General features: G+C 47.9%; 15 protein-coding genes. 7 read left to right on the top strand and 8 right to left on the bottom strand.

Annotated features, from left to right (window positions below; translation table 11 throughout):
* Positions 1–39: 39 nt before the first annotated feature.
* From rsmH to QUB16_RS16490, 3 genes are all read left to right on the top strand, one after another.
* On the top strand, positions 40–942 hold the full coding sequence (gene rsmH, locus QUB16_RS16500; protein ID WP_333317668.1) for a 16S rRNA (cytosine(1402)-N(4))-methyltransferase RsmH: 903 nt from the start codon (positions 40–42) through the stop codon (positions 940–942).
* Between the two features lie 565 nt (positions 943–1,507).
* A complete protein-coding gene (locus tag QUB16_RS16495; RefSeq protein WP_333317666.1) occupies positions 1,508–3,181 on the top strand; it encodes a SpoIIE family protein phosphatase in 1,674 nt (557 codons plus the stop codon).
* A 492-nt stretch (positions 3,182–3,673) separates the two neighbouring features.
* On the top strand, positions 3,674–4,096 hold the full coding sequence (locus QUB16_RS16490) for an ATP-binding protein (protein WP_006633914.1): 423 nt from the start codon (positions 3,674–3,676) through the stop codon (positions 4,094–4,096).
* A gap of 21 nt (positions 4,097–4,117) precedes the next feature.
* Here QUB16_RS16490 and QUB16_RS16485 read toward each other — a convergent pair whose 3' ends face one another.
* The 3 genes from QUB16_RS16485 to QUB16_RS16475 form a co-directional block, all read right to left on the bottom strand.
* Positions 4,118–4,417, bottom strand: coding sequence for a hypothetical protein (locus QUB16_RS16485; RefSeq protein WP_333317663.1), 300 nt, complete (start codon positions 4,415–4,417; stop codon positions 4,118–4,120).
* 43 nt (positions 4,418–4,460) lie between these two features.
* Entirely contained in the window at positions 4,461–4,886 is a 426-nt protein-coding gene (locus QUB16_RS16480) for a nuclear transport factor 2 family protein (RefSeq protein WP_333317661.1), read from the bottom strand.
* Between the two features lie 336 nt (positions 4,887–5,222).
* On the bottom strand, positions 5,223–6,185 hold the full coding sequence (locus tag QUB16_RS16475) for an orange carotenoid protein N-terminal domain-containing protein (RefSeq protein ID WP_333317659.1): 963 nt from the start codon (positions 6,183–6,185) through the stop codon (positions 5,223–5,225).
* 209 nt (positions 6,186–6,394) lie between these two features.
* Here QUB16_RS16475 and queG point away from each other — a divergent pair, with 209 nt between their 5' ends.
* On the top strand, positions 6,395–7,360 hold the full coding sequence (queG, locus tag QUB16_RS16470; RefSeq protein ID WP_333317658.1) for a tRNA epoxyqueuosine(34) reductase QueG: 966 nt from the start codon (positions 6,395–6,397) through the stop codon (positions 7,358–7,360).
* Positions 7,361–7,537: 177 nt separating this feature from the next.
* Positions 7,538–8,176 (top strand): HAD-IA family hydrolase, encoded by a 639-nt coding sequence (locus tag QUB16_RS16465; RefSeq protein WP_333317656.1) that lies wholly within the window; start codon positions 7,538–7,540, stop codon positions 8,174–8,176.
* A 282-nt stretch (positions 8,177–8,458) separates the two neighbouring features.
* On the opposite strand, the gene QUB16_RS16460 is transcribed toward QUB16_RS16465, so the two are convergent.
* Positions 8,459–9,286 carry an SWIM zinc finger family protein gene (locus QUB16_RS16460; protein WP_333317654.1) on the bottom strand — a complete coding sequence of 276 codons (828 nt, stop codon included), beginning with the start codon at positions 9,284–9,286 and terminating at the stop codon, positions 8,459–8,461.
* Between the two features lie 447 nt (positions 9,287–9,733).
* Entirely contained in the window at positions 9,734–13,075 is a 3,342-nt protein-coding gene (locus QUB16_RS16455; RefSeq protein WP_333317652.1) for a DEAD/DEAH box helicase, read from the bottom strand.
* 711 nt (positions 13,076–13,786) lie between these two features.
* On the opposite strand from QUB16_RS16455, the gene QUB16_RS16450 reads away from it, so the two are divergent.
* Positions 13,787–15,940, top strand: a complete 2,154-nt coding sequence (locus tag QUB16_RS16450) for a polyribonucleotide nucleotidyltransferase (RefSeq protein WP_333317650.1) — start codon at positions 13,787–13,789, stop codon at positions 15,938–15,940.
* Between the two features lie 368 nt (positions 15,941–16,308).
* Positions 16,309–16,686, top strand: a complete 378-nt coding sequence (locus tag QUB16_RS16445; RefSeq protein WP_333317648.1) for a hypothetical protein — start codon at positions 16,309–16,311, stop codon at positions 16,684–16,686.
* 62 nt (positions 16,687–16,748) lie between these two features.
* Here the strand turns inward: QUB16_RS16445 and QUB16_RS16440 are convergent, their stop codons facing one another.
* From QUB16_RS16440 to QUB16_RS16430, 3 genes are all read right to left on the bottom strand, one after another.
* Positions 16,749–17,975, bottom strand: coding sequence for a Rid family detoxifying hydrolase (locus QUB16_RS16440; RefSeq protein ID WP_333317646.1), 1,227 nt, complete (start codon positions 17,973–17,975; stop codon positions 16,749–16,751).
* Positions 17,976–18,240: 265 nt separating this feature from the next.
* Positions 18,241–23,565 carry a response regulator gene (locus QUB16_RS16435; RefSeq protein WP_333317644.1) on the bottom strand — a complete coding sequence of 1,775 codons (5,325 nt, stop codon included), beginning with the start codon at positions 23,563–23,565 and terminating at the stop codon, positions 18,241–18,243.
* A gap of 51 nt (positions 23,566–23,616) precedes the next feature.
* Complete coding sequence (locus tag QUB16_RS16430) at positions 23,617–24,519, bottom strand: HNH endonuclease (RefSeq protein WP_333317640.1); 903 nt, start codon at positions 24,517–24,519, stop codon at positions 23,617–23,619.
* Between the last annotated feature and the right edge of the window lie 11 nt (positions 24,520–24,530).

Genomic DNA, 24,530 nt, shown 5'->3' with positions numbered 1-24,530 from the left:
TTACTAGCTATTGTTGATTTTTGTTTGGCTTTTATGATTATGAAGGATATCGAGCTCTCTGAGAAGGAGACCCTTGGATCGGATGTCAGTATTGACACCTATCACGTTCCAGTTTTGGGAAGCGAGTTAATTGCGGGTTTGGCTGTGCGTCCAGGCGGCCGCTATTTGGACGCGACGCTTGGGGGCGGCGGACACACGAGTTTGATTTTAGCGGCGGCGCCAGATGTTACAGTGGTGGCGATCGACCGCGACGAACAAGCCATCCGTTTTTGCCAAGCCCGATTTGCCAACTCGCCCGTTGAGTTTTGGCACGGCAACTTTGCTGAATATCAGTCCCCAGAGGCCGAATTTGATGGTATCATAGCAGACTTGGGCGTCAGCTCTGCTCAGTTCGATACACCGGAACGGGGATTTAGTTTTCGCCACCCAGCTCAACTAGATATGCGTATGAACCAGCAGCAATCTTTGACGGCAGAAGAGATTATCAACCACTGGGAAGAAGTTAAACTAGCAGATATTATTTACAAGTACGGCGAGGAGCGACTGTCGCGGCGCATCGCGAGGCGGATTGTGCAAAGCCGTCCTTTTCAAACTACAACAGAACTTGCAGGGGCGATCGCCTCCAGCTTCCCCCCCAAGCAGCGCAACGGCAGAATCCATCCGGCCACCCGTACTTTCCAAGCTTTAAGGATAGCCGTCAACTCCGAACTAGCGTCTTTAGAAACTTTCCTAAACCTTGCCCCACGGTGGTTAAAACCCGGTGGGAGAATCGGAATCATTACATTTCACAGTCTCGAAGACCGACCAGTCAAGCACCAACTCAGAGGAACACCCAATTTGCAGGTACTGACAAAAAAGCCGATCGTGCCGCAATCCGAAGAAGTCGCTAGAAATCCCCGCTCTCGTTCTGCTAAGCTCAGACTGGCAGAAAGATTAACTTGATTCGGCAGTCGTAGTAATATGCTTGCTGCAAAAAGTTCAGAGATTAGGGGGACTTGAATGCAGCAATCAAGTGCGATTCGGCAAAGATGTAGGGAATAGCGCCAACAACCCACCACTAACCCTCCGGGTACAGTGGGGCTTGAAATACAGCCGGTGTTGACCAGACTTAGGTAGCAATACCTGCGTTAGTAGTAAGTGTTAAAATTCACACCGAGGACAGTGCCCAGCTAGTTAAGAACTCTGCAATCAGAGCATTAATTAGCCGTTTTGAATGCTGGTGTGTTTAGAAAAGTACCGACTGCTAACAAGGTCATTGCTCGTATCACAGCGTGAAAGCTGACTCGGGAATTTTCCCTATTGAAGCGGCCTACCGAGGCGGGTTACAGTATCGAAAGCCTCTCATCTGTGCGAACAGATGGTGCGAAAGGAATGCTCACCTTGAGGTAAAACGGGTTTCTTTAACTCAACTTGACGTAACTGATATGTTGCATATATCCAGCCCCCCTTTTCCTCCCGCCACCTTGCTGATTACAGCTATGGTGGGGGTTTTCAAGGGGGAAGAAAGATGAGTCGGGGAGATGGAAGCAAGCTGAAACTGATGGTAGTCGATGACGAACCCGACAACTTGGATTTATTGTACCGGACGTTTCGACGCGACTTTCAGGTTTACAAAGCAGATAGCGCCCTCAGCGCCCTGGAAGTTCTAGACGAACAGGGCGAGATGGCGGTGATTATATCTGACCAGCGGATGCCAGAAATGAATGGCACCGAGTTTTTGGGGAAAACAGTCGAGCGATTTCCCGATACGATTCGGATTCTGCTAACGGGATACACCGATGTTGAAGATTTGGTTGAGGCCATCAACTCAGGTCAAGTTTTCAAATACATCACCAAACCGTGGAATCCAGAAGAACTCAAATTGGTGATCAATCAAGCCTCAGATACTTACAAATACTACAAGCAGCGCAGCGTTGCATTGCGCCGCGCTTTACGCAAGGAATCTCTGTTCAATGAGGTAATGAGCGTGATTCGCGGGTCGCTAGATTACTCTAGTATGGTACAAACTATTGTTCAAACCGTAGGTCAAACTTTTGAAGCCAACTATTGTATGCTGCGGCCGGTAGAAGCCGATCGACTATTGCCCAGTACCTTCCCCTACCAAGCCCAAACCTCTGAAGTCAGTAGCTTTTCTTTTGATGAAAATTTGCTGGTTCAAGCTGTAGCCACCCGCCAAACTCAAGTGAACTCCAACAGTGGGGGGAATGGTAACTCGGTTGAGATTGCCGTGCCCCTGACTTACCAGCAAGAATTGCTGGCGGTACTGGCTTTGTCCCAGATTGGTGGCACTAACCCTTGGTCGGCAGAAGAGATAGAGTTAATAGAAGGTGTAGCAGCTCAAGCTGCTCTGGCACTGTCTCAAGCTAAGCTATACCAGCGCACTCTGGATTTAGCCAAGCAGATGCAAAACGAGTTGGAAGTGGCTCGCCAAATCCAAACAAACTTGTTGCGCCAAAGTTGGCCGGATTTTGAAACTGTCAGGGTGCAAGCTTGCTGTTATCCCGCGCGGGAAGTTGGTGGGGACTTTTTTGAAGTCTACGTCCACTCCCAAGGGGATATTTGGATAGCGGTGGGAGATGTTTCGGGTAAGGGAGTTCCGGCTGCTCTATTTATGGCTAGCGCGATTTCGGTGATGCGGCGGGAACTTTCCCAAGAAGTTTCTCCAGAGCCCGATCGAGTTATGCAGAACATGAATAGCAGTATGTCTGACGACCTGATCGGCAACAACCATTTTATTACAATGGTTGTAGCTCGTTACACTCCGTCAACGGGACACCTCGCCTTTGCTAATGCCGGTCACATTTACCCGATTGTTTGGTCTCACTCGGAGGTGAAAGCTCAAGCCGCTAGCGGTAAAACGCCAGCCGAGCCGAATTTCCTGAAAGCTCGTGGCATTCCCTTGGGGATACTACCAGTTTGGAGAGGCAAAGCAGGTACGATCGAATTAAAGTCAGGAGATGTATTTCTGCTGACGAGTGACGGGATTACTGAAGCTAGCGTGACAAGTCAAGCGGTCGCAGGGGGTGTACCAACCCGTTCTATGCTACAACAAGAAGGGCTTTGGCAACTCTTGATTCAGGAACCTGGTTCTTTCAACTTGGATAATTTGTTGGCTCACATCCGAGCCGACAATCCCGTTCAGGAAGACGACCAAACCATACTCTCTCTGGAGGTTCTTTGAATCTGTCAGCGACTCCCGACGCATAGTCGGGGGTGAAAGCCGAAAAAACTTAAGCCCTGCTTGTTGACGGCCCATAGAGTAGTCCTGCAAAGGACGGCGTTATCGTCAACAGTAAAAAACCTAGCCGGCGATGGCGCAGCTAGTTTCCTGAATCGCTTTCCTGGGGGATTAAATACCTGTAAAGGGTTAAGGTAGAAGGCATTCGTCAGAAAAAACCAACGCTTAAAAGCTAAGGATTGAAACACAGATTTTTTATACCTCGCTGCTTGCAGTCTCGGTATAATTATCAATTGTTAAGGGGCTTTAGGCCCATAACAAAAGTTTTCAACTATACTCTTAACTTCTGCCTTCTACCGAATGACGAATGCCTGATTTTTAAACAGAAAAGGCTCCTATCCCCCGATTAGCGACAAGTATTGAGGCCGAATCCATTCGGCGCGTCGTATTTCATACCTGGAAGACACAGGGTTTTCAAACTTACGGGATTTTTTTATGAATACTGAGCTTCATGTGCCAAGCGACTTGCGGTTTTTAACAATTGTTGAAAATTGGTTGCTGAGCAGTTTAGAAGTAGAGCTAGGAGAGCACGTCGATTGGCCGCGTCAGTCGAATCGTTTGCGCTTGGTGTTAGCAGAAGCCTATTCTAACGTGATCCGCCATGCTCACAAAGATCAACCCAATTTGCCCGTGTTAATTCGCTTGAATTTAAAAAATAGGGATATTGGTTTAGAAATTTGGGATTACGGTAAAGGTTACGAAATGGATACTTACAATCCCCCGAGGCCGGAAGCTAAACAGGAAAGCGGCTACGGCTGGCTGATTATGAGCAGACTTATGGATCGGGTGGACTACACTTTGCAAATAGACGGTCGCAACTGTCTCAAGTTGGAAGCGAGTTTGCCGGAAAAATCTTAATTAGTCGTTAGTCATTAGTCATTAGTCCTGAGTGATTAGTGATTGACAATGCACTTTTAGACTCGCTTTGGCTGTCTGTCGCACGCGCTGCGGTGACAGCCAATTTTTAGTGCAGTATCGTCCCTCTCGCTTGAGACTGTAAGATTTTAGGGGTAAAGTCCCGATCGCACAAAGACCCAAGAAACCGGGTTTTTGAACAGTTAGCGACGCTTCACCAGAGATTTGGGTAAAAAACCCGGTTTCTGCCTCATGCTGGCGATAAATAGCCGATTTACCTGTCGATCGCACGATTTTAGCTATTACTTGCGATCGACAGGTCAAACCAAAATAGACAATTTAAATGTTAAACACCTTATCAAACATCTCATTTCTTTTGTGACCGGAGATTTAGCAACTCTTGGGGAGAAGCTAACAGTTTGACCGTGACTGAAAGGATTTTTTTGTCAGAATTGAGCAAGAACAGCCATCCGACATTAACACCAAATGCGGAAGTTTGCACCCGGCCGCTGACCTGAACTTCTACTTGGCCATCTTCTAAAATTTGGCTGACACCTTTCTGGGGTTCTAGCTGCATTCCTCGCGCTTCTTTTTTGAGATAAGTGGCGATCGAGATGCTGCCGATAATTGGATCTTCAAACGGCGCGTGCAGAACCCCATCATGGGCAAATAAATTAGCCGTCGCGTCAAAATCGCCCGCGTTTAAAGTTTCAAAATATCGCTGTACCGTTGGGTTTGTGATGCCTGCAATCTTTATAGAGGTAGTTAAAATAGGTCGAGTTGTTGCGGTCATAAAACAAGTGATTTTAGATGAATGAGTATACTGTAATCATTCTCTTTGTCGCAGCAAATCCCTCAAAAGATATAAGTAGGGCTAGGAAAATAATTCTCCGAAAAAAGGAGGAACCGGAGAGCGTCGATCGCAGCTTTGGGAGCCACCCAAATCAATACTACTTTCAAAAAATGCAAGTGTAGCCAAGCTGCAAACCCTAATACCATAAGTCATTTCCCATCCTTCAATTCTTGAATCTAAAATTTCAAATTATATATATAAAATCATAGAAACCCAGACACCTGACGGCATCTGGGTTTCTGGCCAAGTCTGTTTGACAGACCGAACCCGAATATTCTATTTACGCATCAAATTGAGCAATTCTTTAGGAGATGCCAACAAGTCGATCGCCACAAAGAAAATTTGACCTTGGGGATCGAGCATAAACCGCCACGCAATGTTCATTCCCACATTCGCGCCGAACCAGGGAGTTTCGACTTTGCCAGTGACTTTCACTTGGCGGTAGCCATCTTCTGCGGGTTCCGATACGCCTTGCTGGGGCATCATTTTCAGTCCGATGCACTCTTCCCGCATATAGTTGAGGATAGCGTCGCGACCGACGATCGGCTTTTGGAAAGGTGGTTGCAGGGCACCTTCTTCGGCAAATAAACCGACGGCTGGGGTGAAGTCGAAGGCGTTCATGTAGTCGATGTAGCTGAGGACAGTCTGCTCGCTGATACCCTCAATTTGGGTTTTCACCCGCTCTTCTGGAGCGGTGGGAGTGCTGCGGGGGGCTGAGCGTTTGCCGTACTCTTGGCTGAAATCGGGGTCGTAGCCCATGTGAACTACGGTGTTGCGAAGTACGGTAATTTGCTGGCCGGGATCTAGTTTCTTGATGGTTTCGAGAACTGTGGTGGCTTCGGGAGACATTTGATAGCCAGCGGGGATCGGAGCCACAACGCCCTGTTTCATCAACTGTCCCAACTCGTACCAGAAACCGAGTTTGGTGTTGACGCGCAAAGAAGTGTAAATCCGGCCAATTGTTGTGTCGGCGTTGCTGGCTAGGTCAAACATGGTTTTGCTTTGAGCAGCCGGCGACATTTGCTTGATTTCGCTCAGGATGCCTTCAACAAGCGCCATGCTGGCTACTCCGGGAGCGGCTGCGGTGATGGAAACGCCCATTTCGGTGTAGGCATACCAGAGCAAGGCTAGTTGGTCTTCAACGCTGAGTTTGTAAAATGCTTCGGTGGTAGCCGGAACAACGCTCGCAATCTCGGTGTTCGAGAAGATAGATTGAGCTGATTGGATACTAACTGCCATATGTATGCTGTGGGATTCGCTGTCGGTTTTACTTGCGTACTTGAATTTGCGAATCGAATTCTCCCTTAATTAAATTATGTGACAGTTTTGACATTTGAGAGTTCAAATTTATAAATATAAAGATTGTGGAAGTATTATCAATTATGTCCCCAAATTAATCTGAAAATTACTAGACTTATAGCGCAATTTGTGCTATTGTTCCTTACCCGATGAAAAAATCAATTAATAGCGATCGCATTAAGCAAAAAGCCCTTGAGTTGGGATTTCACAAAGTCGGGATAGCCTCAACAGACACGGATTTAGATCTAGAAAAACAAAGATTGCAAGCTTGGCTGGACAAGGGTTATCAGGCGGATATGGCATGGATGGCAAACCCAAAGCGGCAGGATATTCGATTAATAATGCCAGAGGTGCAGTCCTTAATATGTGTCGCCATAAACTACTACACGGCTCACCAACGCCCCCAAAATCCCCTGTGGGAGGAGGGGGACGATGCAGCGGTCGAATATGCTAAAATCTCTCGCTACGGTTGGGGGCGGGATTACCATAGAATTTTGCACAAAAAACTGAAGGTTTTGGCAAATTGGGTGCGATCGCAAGGCGAGGGAATTGAAGCGCGGTATTATGCTGATACCGGGCCGATTCAGGATAAAATGTGGGCGCAGCGTGCCGGGATTGGCTGGATTGCCAAAAATGGTAATGTAATTTCGCGCGAATACGGTTCTTGGGTGTTTTTAGGCGAAATCTTGACTAATTTGGAGTTAGCGCCCGATGAGTCCCATACGGAACATTGCGGTACTTGTACTCGCTGCATTGAGGCGTGTCCGACGGGGGCGATTACTGAGCCTTTTGTGGTTAATGCCGATCGATGTATAGCTTATCACACGATCGAGAATCGAGCCGAAAAATTGCCCGACGAAATTGCATCTAATTTACAAGGCTGGGTAGCAGGTTGCGATATTTGTCAGGATGTTTGTCCTTGGAATCAGCGATTTGCTAAACCAACTGATGTGGCAGACTTTGAGCCTTATCCTGAAAATATAGCGCCGACACTTGCAGAATTAGCCGACATTTCCGACGAGGAATGGAACCGCAGATTTACAGCTTCGGCGCTGCGGCGCATTAAACCCGAAATGCTGCGGCGAAATGCAAGAGCAAATCAAATTAACCCTTAAAAGTTGAGAATTTCGTGCTTAGGAGGCACTTTACCCTATACATAATAACCCTAGGGTGTTTACGGCTCGCCAAGAGACAATACATTCTGCCGTAAGTCATTCCCCATCTAAAATCTAAAATCTAAAATCTAAAATCTAAAATTGTATGAGCCTCCGTTCCTTATTTGCTATTGTCCAATGACCCAAGTAATTATTTTTGATTTTGACGGTACTTTAGCAGATACAATCGATATTCTTCTGAGCATCACCAACCGTTTGTCAGTAGAATTAGGCTTTAAGTCGGCCACCAAAGACCAAATCGCTCAACTGAGCAATTTAACTTCTTGGCAACTCCTTCAGTATTCTGGCATTTCTATCTTCAAATTCCCGCTGTTGATTAGAATGTTGAAAGCAGAGTTACGCAGCGAAATTCCCAATATTCAGTTATTTCCGGGAATTAAAGAAGTTTTACTAGATTTAAAAAAACAGGGATTTCAACTGGGAATAATCACATCTAATTCCCGAGAAAACGTCTTGGCATCGCTGGAAAAAAATGGTTTGCCAGACACTTTTACATTTATTTACTCTGGTTCAACTTTTGGCAAACATAAAGTTATTAATAGCTGGCTAAAAAGAGAACATATAAATCCTAAACAAGTCGTTTACGTGGGAGATGAGATTAGAGATATAGAAGCTGCTCGAAAAACCGGAATTAAGGTAATTGCTGTAGGTTGGGGTTTTAATTCTCAGGAGGCTTTGGTGGCACACAATCCCGATTTTTTTATTAAACGCCCCCAGGAATTGATAGAGATTATGAGTAATTTGCGGGAAGTGTAAACTGAAACTGCAAAAAGTAAGACTCGTCGCTTGAAACTGAGATATTGCACCATTATCAATCAGCTTTTTATGAACAGGCTTTCCGGCCTGTTCCACAAGAAAATTTATCTTTTGTGGAACAGGCCGAAAAGCCTGTTCTTGAGAATGATGCAAGATGTGAGTTGAAACCAATCCTACAAAAACTATCGTTCCAGCAGAGAGAAACTAAAGAATAAAATGGGTATTAAAGCCTGATTTGTTATCAGCCATATTCCCTATTATCATCTGTGTGAGTAAATTAGGTTAATCTCCTTCGCCCCGTTTCAGTGCTGCTAAAACTGCTTGCTGGCTAACTGCTTGGTAGATTTTGCTAAAATGCTGCTTCAGGGCGTCTGATGCGGGCGAGGATTTGCTAGCGGTTCCTTTTCCGTCGGTGGCGAGGGGGATTGGGCCTAAGATATCTAATACTGTTTCGCTGCTGGGCGGCGGTACAATGACTACTAAAGATGATTCTAGCTGCTGGTTGTATTCCCAAAAGCGATCGACCTTCGGCAATTTAGAATTCGCAGTAGGGGAATTTTCACCCTTGTTTAGCTGGGTATTTTCCTCTCCTTCCTTACCCCGTCTTTGGCGGAGTGCGGTCAATATTTGCTCTTTAGTTCTTCCGCGCAGTTGAAACAGTACGAAAGGGTCTTCGCCGAAGCGATCGCCCAATAAGTAGTATACTGCACTGATGTGTTTGCAAGGGTTTTTCGGGTCAGGACAGCTACAGCGCGATCGAATATCAGATAAACTTAACGGAAATAGCGTTTTGCCGGCGGCCGCAAATACATCTTCAATATTGTGCGGCATTTCTCCTGCTAAGAGTTTAGCTGAAAAAACTGCTCTTTGCGACATATTTTCAATCACATAATCCCAATCTTCATCGCTTAAGGTGTCGAGACCTAAAGAAACTTGATATGGTTTTGGATCAGTTCCTTGAACTATGGCAATTACTTCTTGATTGGGAAATTTAATGCTGAGAACTTTACCTTCACGCGCATATTGCCAGCCACGTTCTAACCGCTTTTTGAAGCGGTAGGTATTGATTAAATCTAACCACTGTTGTGTCCACCATTCTCTGTCAATCATTCGATTTTAGATTTTAGATTTTAGATTTTAGATTTGGGAATCGGGAATTGGGAATTGGGAATCGGGAATCGGCCAAACAGGGAATTGGGAATTGGGAACCGGGCATTGGCCAAACAGGGAATTTTCCCTATCTCCTTCTCTTCCCCTCTTCCTTCTTCCTTCTGGCTTCAATCGGGAATTGGGAATTGGGCATCGGGCATTGGCCAAACAGGTAATTGGGATACTGGAGTCAATCGATTTTAGATTTTAGATTTTAGATTTTAGAATTGAAGCATTGACTTGCGCGAGATAAATTCGGGGCTCCTTTATCGGATACAGGTTTTTTATTTCTGGACGGATGAATCACGTGGCGGGTATCCTGGATGCTTTCGGTCACAAAGGAAAAAACAGCTATCCGTGTATCCGTGACATCCGTGTCGTGCTGTTGGGAATTGCTAATTAATCATATTATTCTTCTTCGGTTTCTATGATAGCATTGCGATCGAGAATTAGTAAATTGCGAAGTTGGTCTGTATCTAGCTCGGTGAGCCAGTTTTCGCCGGCGCTGACTACTTGTTCGGCTAGAGCTTTCTTACTTTCGATCATATCGTGTATTTTCTCCTCTAACGTACCAGTGCACACAAATTTATGCACTTGTACATTGCGAGTTTGACCGATGCGAAATACGCGGTCAGTTGCCTGATTTTCAACGGCGGGATTCCACCATCTATCATAGTGAAAAACGTGGGTTGCTCTGGTTAAGTTCAAACCTGTGCCGCCTGCTTTTAAAGATAAAATCATAATCGGTGGGCCTTGGGGATCGTGCTGGAAGCGATCGATCATTTCTTCCCGCTGCTGTTGCCGAATTCCTCCGTACAAGAACAAAACTTCCCGCCCTAAATGCTGTTCTAGATGTGGTTTCAGGAGTTTTCCCCATTCGGCAAATTGAGTAAAAATTAAAGCCCGATCGCCCTCAGCGAGCACCTCTTCTAACATTTCCACCAACCGCTGCAATTTCCCCGATTCCTGACTCTTAATCTCCAATTCTTTCGGCTTAGCTTCTGCTTTCACAAGAGCCGGATGGTTGCAAAGTTGCTTGAGTTTTACCAGCAAAGCCAGAATCATTCCCCGGCGCTGAATGCCTTCGGCTGACTCTAATTCAGCTATTGACTCTTCGACTATTTTCTGATATAATATCGCCTGTTGATTTGCCAGCCCACAAAATACAGTCATCTCCTGTTTTTCGGGCAAATCTTGGATGATTTCTTTGTCAGTTTTCAGGCGGCGGAGAATGAAAGGCCGAACGAGCGATCGCAAAGTCTGCAATGATTCTCGATCGCCGTATTTCTCGATCGGAATTGCAAATCGGCGCTGAAAGAAATTGCGTGGCCCCAAATAACCAGGATTGAGAAACTCCAAAATAGACCACAATTCTTGCAGTCTATTTTCCACCGGAGTTCCCGTCAGCGCAATTCTAAAAGATGTCTCGATTTGTCGCACCACTTGCGACTGCTTCGCCTCAGAATTTTTAATATTTTGCGCTTCATCCAAAACCAATCCTTGCCACTTAATGCCTTGAAATTCTTTCGCATCGCGAAACACCAAGGCGTAACTGGTAACTATTAAATCCTTTCCCTTAATTGCCGTCGCAAATGCTTTGCCTTTAGCGCGTTTGTCTCCGTGGTGAACTAACACTTTCAGCGTCGGGCCAAATTTCTTGACTTCCCGCTCCCAATTGCCCAATACTGATGTCGGACAAACCAGTAAGGTTGGCGCTTCTAGAGAATTTTGTTCTTGTAAGTGCACGAGGAAAGCAATTAGCTCGATGGTCTTGCCCAAACCCATATCGTCCGCGAGACAAGCACCCAAACCCCAGCGTTCTAAGAATGCTAACCAGCCTGCTCCTAGCGCTTGATAAGGCCGCAATTGTCCTCGGAAACTAGCCGGAGTTGCGATCGCACTTACCGCTTGATTATCGCTCAAAGTATTCAACAATTCCTGAAGTTGACCCGTCGCCTCAAAATTCACCACAGGCAATTTCTCGATCGTCTGAGAATCGCCCGACGCCAAACGCAAAGCATCCTCCAAAGAAAGAGTCATTTGCTCTTTGCGGCTGGCAAAAAAAGTTTGAGCAGCCCTCACATCCGGCGCGCGCAACTCCACCCACTCGCCGTTAATTTCCACCAAAGGCGAATTCAACGCAATCAATCTGTCAAATTCTGCCTTAGAAAGGCGCTGTCCGCCGATCGTCAATTCCCACTTAAAATTTAGCAGACTTTGCAATCCCAACCCCCCCTTGCCCGGAGTCACTTTCGGAGTTTCCGCTTGAATGCTCAAACCCAAACGACTCGCCCAACCATCTGTCTTTGTCAAACTCGGCGGCAAAACTACGCCCAACCCGCTATCAGCAAACCGCCAAGCTACAGACTTAATAAACTCGTATGCTTGCAGCGGATTTAATTGGCAAGATTGAGGCCGCTGTGCTTGCAAACTCGGTTCAATTAACGGATAAAGTTTCGAGGCTAAACCCAAGCCGCTAAGCAAAGTTTCTTGAGGCAATTCTATTGTCCGCCCCGCATAAGCCAAACGCTCGACAGAGTTGTTCCAAACAGTTGTCGCGTCTACCAAAAATTCGTTTTCATCTGCTGCTTGCAAGCAATAATTTAAATTCCAGTTGGCTTTACCAGGAGACGGCGGTATGAGTTGAAAGCAAGTGCGAAATTGACTTTGTTGAGATAATTGATTTTGCAGCGGTGCAGTCCAAGCACTCAGCTTGGTTGCCAAGTTTTCCAATGCTGCTGTTTCTACTTGAACTCTCCCAGATTCCTGCTGCAAAGCTTGCAGCCAGTCGCGCACAGGAGAAACTGCTTTGATGTCTAAAGTAGAGCTACCAGCAGATCGCACTTGACTATCTACAATACTGCTCAAAAACCCTAACACCAATTCCTCCGCCCCCATCGGCAAATCCACCGCTAAAGGCAATTGACTCCCTTCTTCTGCCTTCTTCCCTCTGACTTCAACATCTGAGTCACGCTCATCGATCCTTAATCCGTGTATCCGTGTCAAAATCCGTGTCGTGCCTTCTTCCTTCGATTGATATGTTCTGCAAGCCGTCGGCATTTGCTTGACAAAAGTGGCGAGGCGGAGTGTATCTGTAGAACTATCTAACAGCGGTTGCCATTTGGCAATAGCAGAACCGTCGGACTGTTTCTCCAATCCCGGCAAAAATTTGCATCTTGCCAACAAATCCAAACTCCACCTAGCTATATGAGACCAAAAACGCAAATCTGAGCCGACAAAAGAGTCTGGTTCCGTGCTGTTAAGCGGTAGTGATTGCAAGAAAACAAAAGCTGCTTGAGGGTTGAGACAAAAACCCTCGACTTGCCAGGGATAAAGGTAAATTTCCTCGGTTTGGGCAGGTTCCTCAAGTGCTGCTGCTGAGTGCTGCGGCATCAGATTTGCGTTCGATTCTGAGATTTGGGTGGGAAGTGCGATCGCCCGAATTTCCTTTTGAATTGAGGAGTCTTGGGTGGGAATTTCTGCGTTTGGGCTTTTGGGCGATCGCCTAGTTTTTTTGCTTTTTTCCGGGGGAGTTTCTGCGGTTTCCGGTAATTGCCAATCCAGTTTTCCCGACTGCTGCAAGGAATTTAGGAAAGTCTTAAATTCCGATTCGGTCATTGCTAAGGGATGCGGTAAATTGATCCCCGATTCCCTGGTTTCAATTGCACCAATTTTTCGCCAAGTTTCTCCCCAAATAAATAAGCAATTTTTTTCATTTTCTAGTAGCCAACTGCCGTGTAAAATTGCCATCGTTTTTTCCCCTGATATTTTTATTTAAGTGCGAGGTTGACTACAGCATTTATATGGAATTTATGAATAAAATTTTAAACTAACAAAGGATATTTTGAGCCAGACAGGACTTAGGTAGAACCTGTATATGTAGGGTGCAACTTAGGATCGTCAATTAAATAATTTCCCTTTTTTCTTGTGGGATGGGCGTCCCGCCCGCCCAGAAAGGACGGGCGGGACGCCCATCCCACAACAGTCAGGAAAAGTGGATTTTATTTAATTCTCATCCCTTAGATATTGCACCATTCTCAATTAGGCTTTTATGAACAGGCAAGATGCCTGTTCCACAAGAAAATTTATCTTTATGTGGAACGGGCCGGAGAGCCCGTTCTTGAGAATGGTGCAAGATGTATGTAGGGTGCAACCTAAGCACCTTACGGCTTATTCCCTGGCCTAGATAACTAAATCCCTGTTCCTTCTGCCTTCAACGTCCCAATTCCCAAACGAAAATTCATCCTACCATCTATGGAAGGCGTTTAGCGGACGATCGACCGGAGAATCGACCCCTGAGTGCAAAAAATAATTCGAGAGTATAAATGCTTATAAGCCAGACGCAGACAGTAGATCGCGAGGCGATTATCCCAGTCTTTTGGCGTCGGACTCTCAAACATCCTGTGGTAATGTTACGATCCCGACAGAGAAAGAATGTGGTAGATAAGGAAGCAGTGCTACATGGTAGAGATAGACAAGTCAATATCCTTCGATGGACGGGATATTAGACTGAAGATTGGTTTACTAGCGCCTCAAGCAGGCGGTGCAGTTTTGATTCAGTCGGGTGACACGGCGGTTTTAGTGACAGCGACTCGATCGCAGGGGAGAGAAGGAATTGATTTCCTGCCCCTGTTGGTGGATTACGAAGAGAGACTCTACGCTGGCGGTAAAATTCCCGGTGGGTTTTTACGCAGGGAAGGGCGTCCCCCAGAAAAAGTGACTTTGACTGGCCGTTTGATCGATCGACCGCTGCGTCCGCTATTTCCAAGCTGGCTGCGAGATGACATCCAAGTTGTAGCCACAACGGTTTCGATGGACGAACAAGTACCACCGGACGTTTTGGCGGTGACGGGGGCTTCGGTGGCGATACTGCTGGCGAAAATGCCGTTTTACGGGCCGATGGCGGCGGTACGAGTCGGTTTGGTAGGAGACGATTTCATCATCAACCCCACCTACAGCGAAATCAAAGAAGGCGAGTTGGATCTCGTGGTAGCTGGTTCTCCTGACGGAGTAATCATGGTGGAAGCCGGCGCCAACCAATTGCCGGAACAGGATATCATCGAGGCGATCGACTTCGGCTATGAAGCAGCCTGTGACTTGATTCAAGCCCAGCGCGAAATTATGGCCGAATTGGGCATCGATTTGGTGGTAGAGGAACGGCCCTCGCAAGATTCCGCCCTGGAAAACTTTATTCGCGATCGCGCCCAAGAACCCATCCGCATCATTTTGTCAAGATTTGAAAAAGACAAAACAATACGGAATGCAGCATTGGACGAAGTTAAGGCAAATGAAGTCGAAGCTGCGATCGCCGAACTTGCCGAAGACGATCCGGTAAAACTAGCCGCCACCGCCAACACCAAGGCGATCGGCAACGTTTTCAAAGACGTTACCAAAAAAATGATGCGGAAGCAAATCCTCGAAGATGGCGTCCGCGTAGACGGCCGCAAGCTAGACGAGGTGCGACCCGTTTCTTGTCGCGTAGGCGTGCTGCCGTCGCGAGTACACGGCTGTGCGTTGTTTAATCGGGGGTTAACCCAAGTCTTGTCTGCAGCTACCCTGGGAACCCCAGGCGACGCCCAAGACTTAGGAGACGACTTGCACCCGCAGCAAGACAAACGCTACCTCCACCACTACAATTTCCCGCCGTTTTCGGTAGGAGAAACCAAGCCGATGCGATCGCCCGGAAGGCGAGAAATCGGTCACGGAGCCCTCGCAGAACGCGCTTTACTGCCCGTTTTGCCATCCAAAGAAGATTTCCCCTACGTGATTCGCGTAGTTTCAGAAATCCTTTCTTCCGACGGTTCCACCTCAATGGGTTCAGTTTGCGCCTCAACGCTAGCCTTAATGGATGCAGGCGTTCCCCTATCCCAACCCGTCAGCGGCGCGGCAATGGGCTTAATTAAAGAAGGCGATGAAGTCCGAATTTTGACTGACATTCAGGCAATTGAAGACTTTTTAGGCGACATGGACTTCAAAGTAGCCGGTACCGACACCGGGATTACTGCTTTGCAGATGGACATGAAAATCAAAGGTTTACCCCTAGATGTGATTGCCACCGCCATCCGCCAAGCCAAACCGGCCAGACTGCACATTTTAGAAAGAATGCTGTCAACCATCGACACTCCCCGCAAGGAAATGTCGCCGTTTGCACCGCGTTTGCTAACCCTGAAAATCGATCCAGAATTTATTGGTTTGGTAATTGGGCCGGGTGGCAAAACGATCAAAGCCATCACCGAAGAAACCGGTGTCAAAATTGACATCGAAGACGACGGAACCGTGACAATTGCTGGCAACGACAGCGAAAAAGCTCAGCGGGCTTACAACATTGTCCAAGGCATGACGCGCAAGTTGAATGCAGGAGATGTGTATGTCGGCCGCGTAACTCGAATTATTCCGATCGGCGCTTTTGTGGAAATTTTGCCCGGAAAAGAAGGAATGATTCATATTTCCCAGTTAGCAGACTACCGCGTCGGGAAAGTGGAAGACGAGTTAGCTGTCAACGATGAAGTGATTGTCAAAGTGCGAGAAATTGACAATAAAGGTCGAATTAATTTGACCCGCTTGAACATTCATCCCGACGAAGCGGTTGCTGCCCGCGAAGCGTTGAATAAATAGTTTACGGTTGGTAATTGGTAATTACTTGTAGAGTAATTGCTAATTGCTAATTAGTAACTGGTGATTAGTAATTGCTAATTGCTAATTGAGATTAAATCTGATTGTTTCAGATTGATTTAGGAGTAGGGTGCGCGACAGCGACAGATCGACAAAAGTGCGATCGGCTGTAGAAGTTAATACAGTCGCGCACTTTACCCTCTGCGGTTGAAACCGCTACTACATAAATGAAGTCTCAGCAGAGAGGGGACTCAAAAAAATATAAAGTTATCTCTTTTATCATTCGGCGGTTGAAACCGCAACTACAGAAACGAAGTCCGCCTACGCGGACTGAATAAAATATAAAGTATGTTAGAGGGAGGCATAAATTAATGCCAAAACGGTTGATCATTTTCAAAACAGAATCGCTTTCTTCCCTTGGATGGGAGGATAGATCGCTTTCCCATACAGGTGCTCTCACGAGTATCCTAGCGGAACACTACGACTACTCAAACAAACCTCTGCCTAAAACGGGCGATCGCCTGCGAAACTTTGGTCAATTTAAAGAGAGTGCAGATCCTAAATCCCCTGCTGCGAGCACTCACGTTCGCTGGGGAGATTGGGAGGTTTCGCGCGTAGAGGAGTACAGGCCTGAAATTCCGAATGCTGAATACGACTGTTTAGCGGTATGCTACTGTTGCTACTCACCCATTGATCCCGAATGGAAAGAATTGCCGAAGATTCAAGTTTCCCAACTGCAAAAACATTAAAAAAACATAATATCCAGATGCCCGACTTTTTTAATAAGTCTGGCATCTAAAAGAAGATGAAATCAAATAACAGCAATGCAGTCAATTTCCACTAACACATCTTTCGGCAAACGCGAAACCTCCACACAAGCGCGCGCCGGTGCAGTTTCCGCATCAAAATATTTCGCATAAACCGCATTCACGGCGGCAAAATCATTCATATCTTTGAGGAAAACCGTAGTTTTTACCACATCCAACCAAGTAGCGCCGGCTTCTGTGAGAATGGCTTCGAGATTTGCCATAACTTGTTCGGTTTGTTTTGCCACATCGTCGGTGTAGACAATATCGTTTAGTCTAATATCGATCGCAATTTGCCCAGCTACAAACAGCATAGTGCCCGTCGCGGCGATCGCTTGATTGTATGGGCCCACGGGTGCAGGTGCTTTGTCAGTACGAATAATTTTGCGCGTCATAGATGTCACTTTTGGGGATAATTTTTCCGAAGTTTCTGGCTGGTAGATTTTTGCGTCAGAGGTTTCTGGCTCGTAGAGTTCTCCATCTGGCATTATCGCATCAGTGAAGTCTGCATTTTCGATATTCCAGCTATAGGTTTTAGCATCAGTCAAGTCTGCTTTTTTAAGGTTGGCTCCTTCCAAATTGGCTGTCATCAAATTTGCTTTTTCAAGAACAGCTCTTTCGAGATTTGTCCCTGCCAGACAGGCTTTTTTTAAGTTTGTCCCTGTGAAGTCGGCTGCCGTAAGATCAGCCTCAGCCAGATTAACGCCTGATAAGTTAAATGCAGACAGATTAACGCCTCGGAGTTTGGCTCTATGAAAGTTGGCATCTTGGAGGCTAGAACCTTCTAACTTTACTTGACTCAATTCTGCTCCTGTCAAGTTTGCCTTGGTCAAATTTGAATCGCTCAGATTGGCTCTACTTAAGTCTGCTTCCTTCAAGGATGCTTTAGTTAACGATACAGAGTTTAATTGGGCATCACTCAGATTTGCATTGTCCAGCTTAGTATTACTCAAGTTGGCATAGGTGAGGCTTGCCCTACTCAAATCAGCACCGCTGAGGGAAGCCCTACTGAAGTTTGCTCCAGCCAGGTGTGCCTTAGTAAAGATTGCCTCACTCAACTCAGATCCAGACAAATTTGCATTGTATAGGTTTATTTCACTCAAGTCTGCACCTTTGAGGTCTATCCCACTTAACTGTGCGTCCCCAAAGTCGCGTTGTCCTGCTGCATATTTTTCTAAAAGTTCTTCAGCATCCATAAATAACCTCGATCGCCCTTCCGCTACACCCCACATTCCCAGCCTACCACCAAAACCGAAAGCGCGATCTAAATCTGCGTCACTCCATTTTCATCTGCGGTCAATCAAGTACCTTTTTCAACCGCAGATAAACACAGATAAACGCAGATAAATTATATCAAATTCGTCCTTCCTGGGAATCATCGCTCTCTCTGTTCTCTTTCTCTGCGTTCTCTGTGTCCTCTGCGGTTTAATCAATCCAATTTCATCTGCGGTTAACAAATTACCATTTTTCAACCGCAGATAAAAGCAGATTTACACATTACACACCAACCGGAGCACCAACAACCTCACCTTTCAACATCCGAGAAGCAGCATCAAGCAATTGCTCCTCCAAATAAGGCTTAGTGAAATAGCCCTTCGCGCCCAAACTGTAAGCCATTTGGCGGTGTCTGTCAGCACCGCGAGAAGTTAGCATCGCGATCGGCAATTCACACAAAACCGCATCCTTCTGCATCCGAGAAAGTAGTTCCAAACCGTCCATTCTCGGCATCTCAATATCGCAGAAAACGATATCGCAAGGCAGACCAGATTTCATCTTTTCCCAAGCTTCCTTACCGTCGCGAGCTTCTTCCACACGATAGCCAGACTTCTCGAAAGTAATCGACAATAGCGATCGCACGGTAATCGAATCATCGACAATCAGCACAGTCGGCTCAGTCTTCTCGATTTCCGCCTCCGCAGCAGCCCGATCGCCCTCATCCCAAAGCGTACCGCCAGTATCCTTCCGCAGCCTTCCCGTAGCCAAATCGATCAGCTCCAGAACGTCCGCAATCGCCACGATCCGACCGTCACCGAGCACCGTGGCCCCAGCAATCCCGATCGGCTTCGGCACCGGCCCCTCCAACGGCTTGATCACAATTTCCTGTTCCGTCGAAACCTGATCCACCTGCACCGCCAAGAAATTGCCAGCAGAGCGCAGCACGATCACCGAAATCATGTCATCGTCAGTATTGAACCCGTAAACACTCCCCCGACCCAAATGGCGACTGTAAGCCAGCAGATCCCGCAGCGGCCGGAACGGCAAGCTTTGACCCCGCCACTCAATGCAAGGCAAACCATCCGCCCCCGTCGTCACCTGATCGCGAGGCACATCGATCATATCCTCGACCCCATCCATCGGGAAAGCAATGCGAGCGCGATCGCTAATGCAAGTCAGAGCCTTAGAAATACTCAACACCAGAGGCAAACGGATGGTAAACACAGTCCCCTTGCCGATCGTTGAATCGATCGACACAGTACCCCGAATTTCCTGCAAGGAAGTCTGCACCACATTCATACCGACCCCCCGGCCGGCGTACTCCGTCGCCTGTTCCTGAGTGCTGAAACCGGGCATAAACAGCAAATCGTAAACTTCCGAGCGAGACATCCTCTGAGCCTGAGCCGCCGTCAGCATACCCTGCTTAATCGCCTTCGCCTTCACCTTTTGCGGGTCAATTCCGGCCCCGTCATCAGAAACCGAAACCACCGTTTGGTTCCCTTGGTGGAAAGCCCGAATCGTAATCCTGCCGACTGCAGGCTTCCCAGCCGCCAGACGCACCTCCGGCGCTTCGATCCCGTGAGTAATCGCATTGTTCACCAAATGAGTCATCGGGTCATATAGCTGATCCACAATCATCTTGTCGATCAAAATTTCCTTACCCTCAACCTGCAACTGAGCCTGCTTCCCGCACTTAATCGCGATTTCCCGCACCGCCCGGAACAGCCTGTCCGTCGTCTCCGCAAACGGCTTCATCCGGGCGCGAGTCAAACCTTCTTGCAGTTGAGTCGTAACTTGTCGCAGTTGGCGAGTCACCTGATCCGCCTCATCCACCAAAAACTCAATGTCCGCGGCCGACTCCCGCACCCGCACGATCAGCTCAATAATCTCTTGAGCCAAACTGTGGAAAGGAGTAAACCTGTCCATTTCCTCTGGTCTCCAGGCACTTTCGCGGGTGTGGGCCGAATCCTCAGAGCGCCAGGCCGATCGGTGTCCCTGGCGGTTTGCCAGCAAAGCAATCTCCAAAAGACTCCGCTCGTAGAAATCCTGAGTCCGCTGGCTCACATCGCTCAGCAGCGCCACCTGGTGCAGCAAATTGTCCAAAAACTGCCGCATCCGTTCTTGGTCTTGCTCCAAACTGTTGCGGTTTACAACCAGTTCCCCCATCAAATTGCTGAGGTTGTCCAGTTGCTTGACCGGCACCCGCATCGTCTGGTCGCCGAACCCGCCCGCGCGGGGATTCCGCCTGGGTCTGTTGATCGCCGACGGCCCCATATTGCCTTCCCCTTGGCGGCCGCTGTCCTTGGGATCTTCCAGCAGTTTTTCCAAATCGCCAAATTCGTCGTCGCTCTCATCGGCCTGCGCGCGCGAAGCTTTACTAGCAGTTGTCGGTAGCCCGTGAATTTCCGGCATAGTTGCGCTCTCGCTGAGGAGTTCTTCGAGATCCGAGAAAACTTCTGTATTTACCGGACTCTGATTTGTGCTTCCAGAAGCTGCTATGACAGCCCCAGCACCCCCTGCAATTAACAGTGCTTCTAAATCGTCAAAATTGCCTTCGGCATTACCCTCATCGCCTGATTCCCCATCGGCAAAAAAGTCTGCCAGCGACCCCTCTTCCAACTCCGAGGAATCGGCCTGGGCCGACTCGTCCTCAGCGTCCCAAAAGCCCGTCGTCAGTTCCGAAGTCACCAGAACCTCAGCATCGATCGAATCCAACAAATCCTCAAAACCCTCCAACTCTGCGTTGTTGAGAGTAGCCCCGGTTTCCATCGCCGAGAGCAAGTCAGCATCGCCCTCCAACATACCATCGAGAGATTCTGCAGGCAGCGGCTCTAAATCCGCACTCAAAAAATCCGTTTCCAGGGCATTAAACAAATCATCTTCGCCCTCAGACTCCCCAGCGGCATCTATTTCGGCAGAGAGAGCAGCAAGTTCCGCACCCTCCTCGTCGAACAAACCATCGGCAGGTTGGGCAGACAACTCGTTCACCTCCACAGCCGCGCCGTCATCTGGCCCCGATCCAGCATCGCCTGGGTGCACCATGCCTTCGCCAAACATATCCTCCAAGAAATCGAAAGCTGCGCCCTCATCAGATTCGACATTGGAAATTTCCGACTCAGGACGATCGTCGGACAAAGCCCCAAGTTCAACCTCTGCCGAATTTGCCAAGCCTTGGTCGGAAACAGCCGCACCATTGTTATTGTTCTCGAACAAACTCCCCAAGTCGCCCTCATCAACTCCCACACCCGCACTCAGCAATTCTGGATTCCCATCCTTGAGCCAACCCCCACGGGCTTGGCCCGAAGCTTCTCCGTCATACTCAGTACCCGTAGGTACAGAACCGAAAAGCTCAGCCAAATCTGCCGCTTCTCGGGAAGTAGCCATTCCTTGCCCATCGCGCACAGTCTGTTCATCCTCAGAAATCGCACCCGAGGTCATATCCCCAAACAGCGCATCCAAATCCGTATCGTCCAGATCCAGGTTGAGCGATTGCACAGACTCGTCTTCTAGGCCGAAAGCATCTTCTAGCCAGTTTTCATCTGCAGAGATATCTAAATCAGAATTTGATGTCATGTTAAGAACGTTGCCCATTTCCTCATGTTGTGCGGTGCCAGCAGCTCGATCTCGATCGCCCCCGTTCTCCTCACCTTCGTCTTCTGAAGAAAGGAAATTAGAAGTAATCCCCAACAACTCGCTCAAATCCGAATCCTCGCCAAGCTCAGAGAGCAACTCGAAATCATCTATTTCAGGCCGAGCAAGCGCTTTGGCATCCGTTGAATGATTATTGCCCCCCCCTGTTGCCGACTCCTTGGATGCTCCGTCTAAAGCCTCAGACTTCAGGGAATACTCCGAAGAGACTGCCGGCCCACCTGTTGTCTCAGATAAGCCTAAATCGCTGAACAAGTTCTCGAAATCAGCATTGTCCTCCGTACCACCAGCAGAAGTTTGGGCAGCCACTTCGTCCAAAAGCGTACCGAGAGCATCTTCGTCCGCTTGTCCCCTCGCTGGCGCCACCTTGTCGTCTCGCCGCTCCAAACCGCCCCTACCGTTACCCGTTTTAAGGTGTTTGCGAGTTAACCGCTGGCTCGAACCCCCATTTTTCGGACCTGCTGCTACTGCCGAGTCCTGTGCTTCCTCTCCAAACAGCAAATCCTCCCCAAACAAACTCGTCAGGTCGTCAATCGGAGGCTTCGTGTTCGTTTCGGAACTTTCCGCATCGTATTCGTCAAACAACAAATCAGTAAAATCGCCGGAATTGTCCTCGTCTAACCCCAGCATTCGGGCCGCCGATATCCCAGAAGACTGTGCATAGTCGAGGTCTTCTTCTTCTTCCCAAGCGCCGTCGAGATCCGGGGACTCGCCGTCAAACAAGTCCGCTAAAGTGTTGAGTTCTGCCGCGCCCACTTCCGGGCCGGTGCGGGTCGAGCCTCTAAAAGTACCCGTCTCTATATCCGATTCTGCGAAGGCGGCATCGTCGAAGTGGGCCGATCGAATGCCACTGTCCTCGTTGCTGTCGCCGCTGTCGAGTTGGTCGAACAGCTCGTCTATACTCAGCCCAGAAATAGTCGGCAGCAACTTGTTCAATCCATCCTGGGCATCGCCCGAACCCACCAGATCCCAGGCCTCATCCTCAACAGAAACCACATTTTTCCCGGATTTACTCGGTTGAGCAAAGGCCAGCAAATCTTCAAAATCCGTTTCTGGAACCAGAACAGCCGGCTGCAGCGACAGAAGTTTTTCGCTTGGTGCGATCGACGATTCTAGACCCGAAATTACCAGTTCTTGCGCTTGTTTGATGTCTCTTATGATTATTGCGGCTAAGGTGCGGTAGGTATTTTCTGGGTTGGCGATCGCCTTGGATACAGCTTGGATCAATGCTATCCAGCAGGGCAGTTCAAATTCTTCCCCAGCCCGGAGCAAGTTCCGACAAATGTTCTTGAGTTGCCGCCTGCTTTCTGGCCCTTCGGGCTGTTTGAACTCTTGCAGGAGTTCCCGCATCCTCGCCGGCACGTCCGACTCAAATACTAGCAGCAGCGCGCTGTCTTCTGTTGCTCTGGCATCAGGTGCGTAAACTGACCGCGAATCTGGAAAACTCCTTGATGAGGCAAACGCCCCGACTCCCACCCCCGCCATAACTGGTTCGGGTACGGCCAGAACGCTGCTCTCGTCTGCATGGTATTCTCCGTGTCCAACGAGTCCCCCCAAATGCCCGTTGAGCTCTTCAAATACTGGTTCTAATTCTCGAACCATCTGTTCTCCCAATTCTTCTGTCAGCCCAAAAGGCCCCGACAGTTGCTCTAACAGCCCTTGCAATGTGTCAAAAATTCGCAGAAAAAGGGACTCTAGCTGTTGGTCTACTTTAACGCTGCACTCTTTTAAAACTTTAAAACTATCTTCTAGTCGGTGAGCTGTTTGCTGAATGCTCGTCAGCCCCAGCATTGCTGCTCCTCCTTTGACAGAGTGAGCGGCCCTAAATACTTCGTTGACCAGTTCTGGGTCTTCGATCGTGGTTTGCAGATTCAGCAAGCCTTGTTCGATCGTATTGAGGTGGTCTTTGGCCTCCTCAATAAAGTAGCCCATTATCCTCTGTTGTTGCTCCGGTAGCATAGTTTTATTCCTGATTTTAAGCGTTATTGTATTGGGTCTATGTTAGTAGTTCTAGAGAAGCTCTCTGTATATCTCGCCCCTTGACAAGAGAATAATCTGACTGCGAGATATTGCAAATGTCCTGGCTATTTCTGCTTTCGACCTCCCCTCACTTAAAAGATAGCGAATCTCGCGCACCTGTTCGGGTTTGAGTTTGCGGTTAGGACATATCTTGCCGGGAACGAAAGGAAAGCGGTTTTTTTCTATAGCATCGCGGGAGTTATCGGCGGGGGTTCCTTCCCACAAATGGTCTGGATTGACACAACCGCGATCGTCGCAACTGTGACACGCAAAATAACCGGGTTTAACAGGCCTTCCCAGTTTGTGTTCCAGTACAAGTCTGTGGGGATAGAAACTTTGATTTTTCCCGTTAATCTTGATAGTTTTCACCGAGTAACCATCACTTCTTTTAGCCAACGTACAAATCATGCAGCCGTTCGGCTGTATTTGGGCCCGAATACCGGGAATTATTTCTTGGCCTCGCAGTTGTTTTTGAGGTTTCGGCGCCGATGTACTTCCGACATCTTTAATACGTCCTTTTTTAAACCTATCTTGAGAATTTTCCAGCCGAGAACCTTCCCACAAATGGTTAGGATTAATGCAGTTGCGGACATCGCAAGTATGGCAAGCAAAGTATTCCGGTCTAATCGGACGACCTAAGATATTTTCTAATACTAAACGGTGGACATTAAAAGTTTTCCATTCACCGTTAATGCGAAGTCTCTTGTTTGCATAGCCACTACTAGATTTAGCGAGAGTAGAGATAATACAGCCCGCCGACTGAATTTCACCAAAAATGCCAGGAATAACCTCTACTATGTTGTCGTCCATTTGTGCAACTCCTACTTCCTTTAGGTGTTGAATTGGCAGCCCCGCAGGGGTTTCAAGACTGCGAGGTTGCTTTTTGTATGCCATTAGTGCCACAC

The sequence above is a fragment of the Microcoleus sp. D3_18a_C4 genome (assembly GCF_036702415.1).
GTDB lineage: Bacteria > Cyanobacteriota > Cyanobacteriia > Cyanobacteriales > Microcoleaceae > Microcoleus.
The sequence above is the reverse complement of the archived record's forward strand: the minus strand, read 5'-3'. Positions and strand labels throughout refer to the sequence as shown.

Bases quoted from the DNA above. Each gene is read 5' to 3' on its own strand.
- rsmH (WP_333317668.1), top strand. From the start codon at position 40: ATGAAGGATATCGAGCTCTCTGAGAAGGAGACCCTTGGATCGGATGTC.
- QUB16_RS16495 (WP_333317666.1), top strand. From the start codon at position 1,508: ATGAGTCGGGGAGATGGAAGCAAGCTGAAACTGATGGTAGTCGATGAC.
- QUB16_RS16490 (WP_006633914.1), top strand. From the start codon at position 3,674: ATGAATACTGAGCTTCATGTGCCAAGCGACTTGCGGTTTTTAACAATT.
- QUB16_RS16480 (WP_333317661.1), bottom strand. From the start codon at position 4,886: ATGACCGCAACAACTCGACCTATTTTAACTACCTCTATAAAGATTGCA.
- QUB16_RS16475 (WP_333317659.1), bottom strand. From the start codon at position 6,185: ATGGCAGTTAGTATCCAATCAGCTCAATCTATCTTCTCGAACACCGAG.
- queG (WP_333317658.1), top strand. From the start codon at position 6,395: ATGAAAAAATCAATTAATAGCGATCGCATTAAGCAAAAAGCCCTTGAG.
- QUB16_RS16465 (WP_333317656.1), top strand. From the start codon at position 7,538: ATGACCCAAGTAATTATTTTTGATTTTGACGGTACTTTAGCAGATACA.
- QUB16_RS16460 (WP_333317654.1), bottom strand. From the start codon at position 9,286: ATGATTGACAGAGAATGGTGGACACAACAGTGGTTAGATTTAATCAAT.
- QUB16_RS16455 (WP_333317652.1), bottom strand. From the start codon at position 13,075: ATGGCAATTTTACACGGCAGTTGGCTACTAGAAAATGAAAAAAATTGC.
- QUB16_RS16450 (WP_333317650.1), top strand. From the start codon at position 13,787: ATGGTAGAGATAGACAAGTCAATATCCTTCGATGGACGGGATATTAGA.
- QUB16_RS16445 (WP_333317648.1), top strand. From the start codon at position 16,309: ATGCCAAAACGGTTGATCATTTTCAAAACAGAATCGCTTTCTTCCCTT.
- QUB16_RS16440 (WP_333317646.1), bottom strand. From the start codon at position 17,975: ATGTGGGGTGTAGCGGAAGGGCGATCGAGGTTATTTATGGATGCTGAA.
- QUB16_RS16435 (WP_333317644.1), bottom strand. From the start codon at position 23,565: ATGCTACCGGAGCAACAACAGAGGATAATGGGCTACTTTATTGAGGAG.
- QUB16_RS16430 (WP_333317640.1), bottom strand. From the start codon at position 24,519: ATGGCATACAAAAAGCAACCTCGCAGTCTTGAAACCCCTGCGGGGCTG.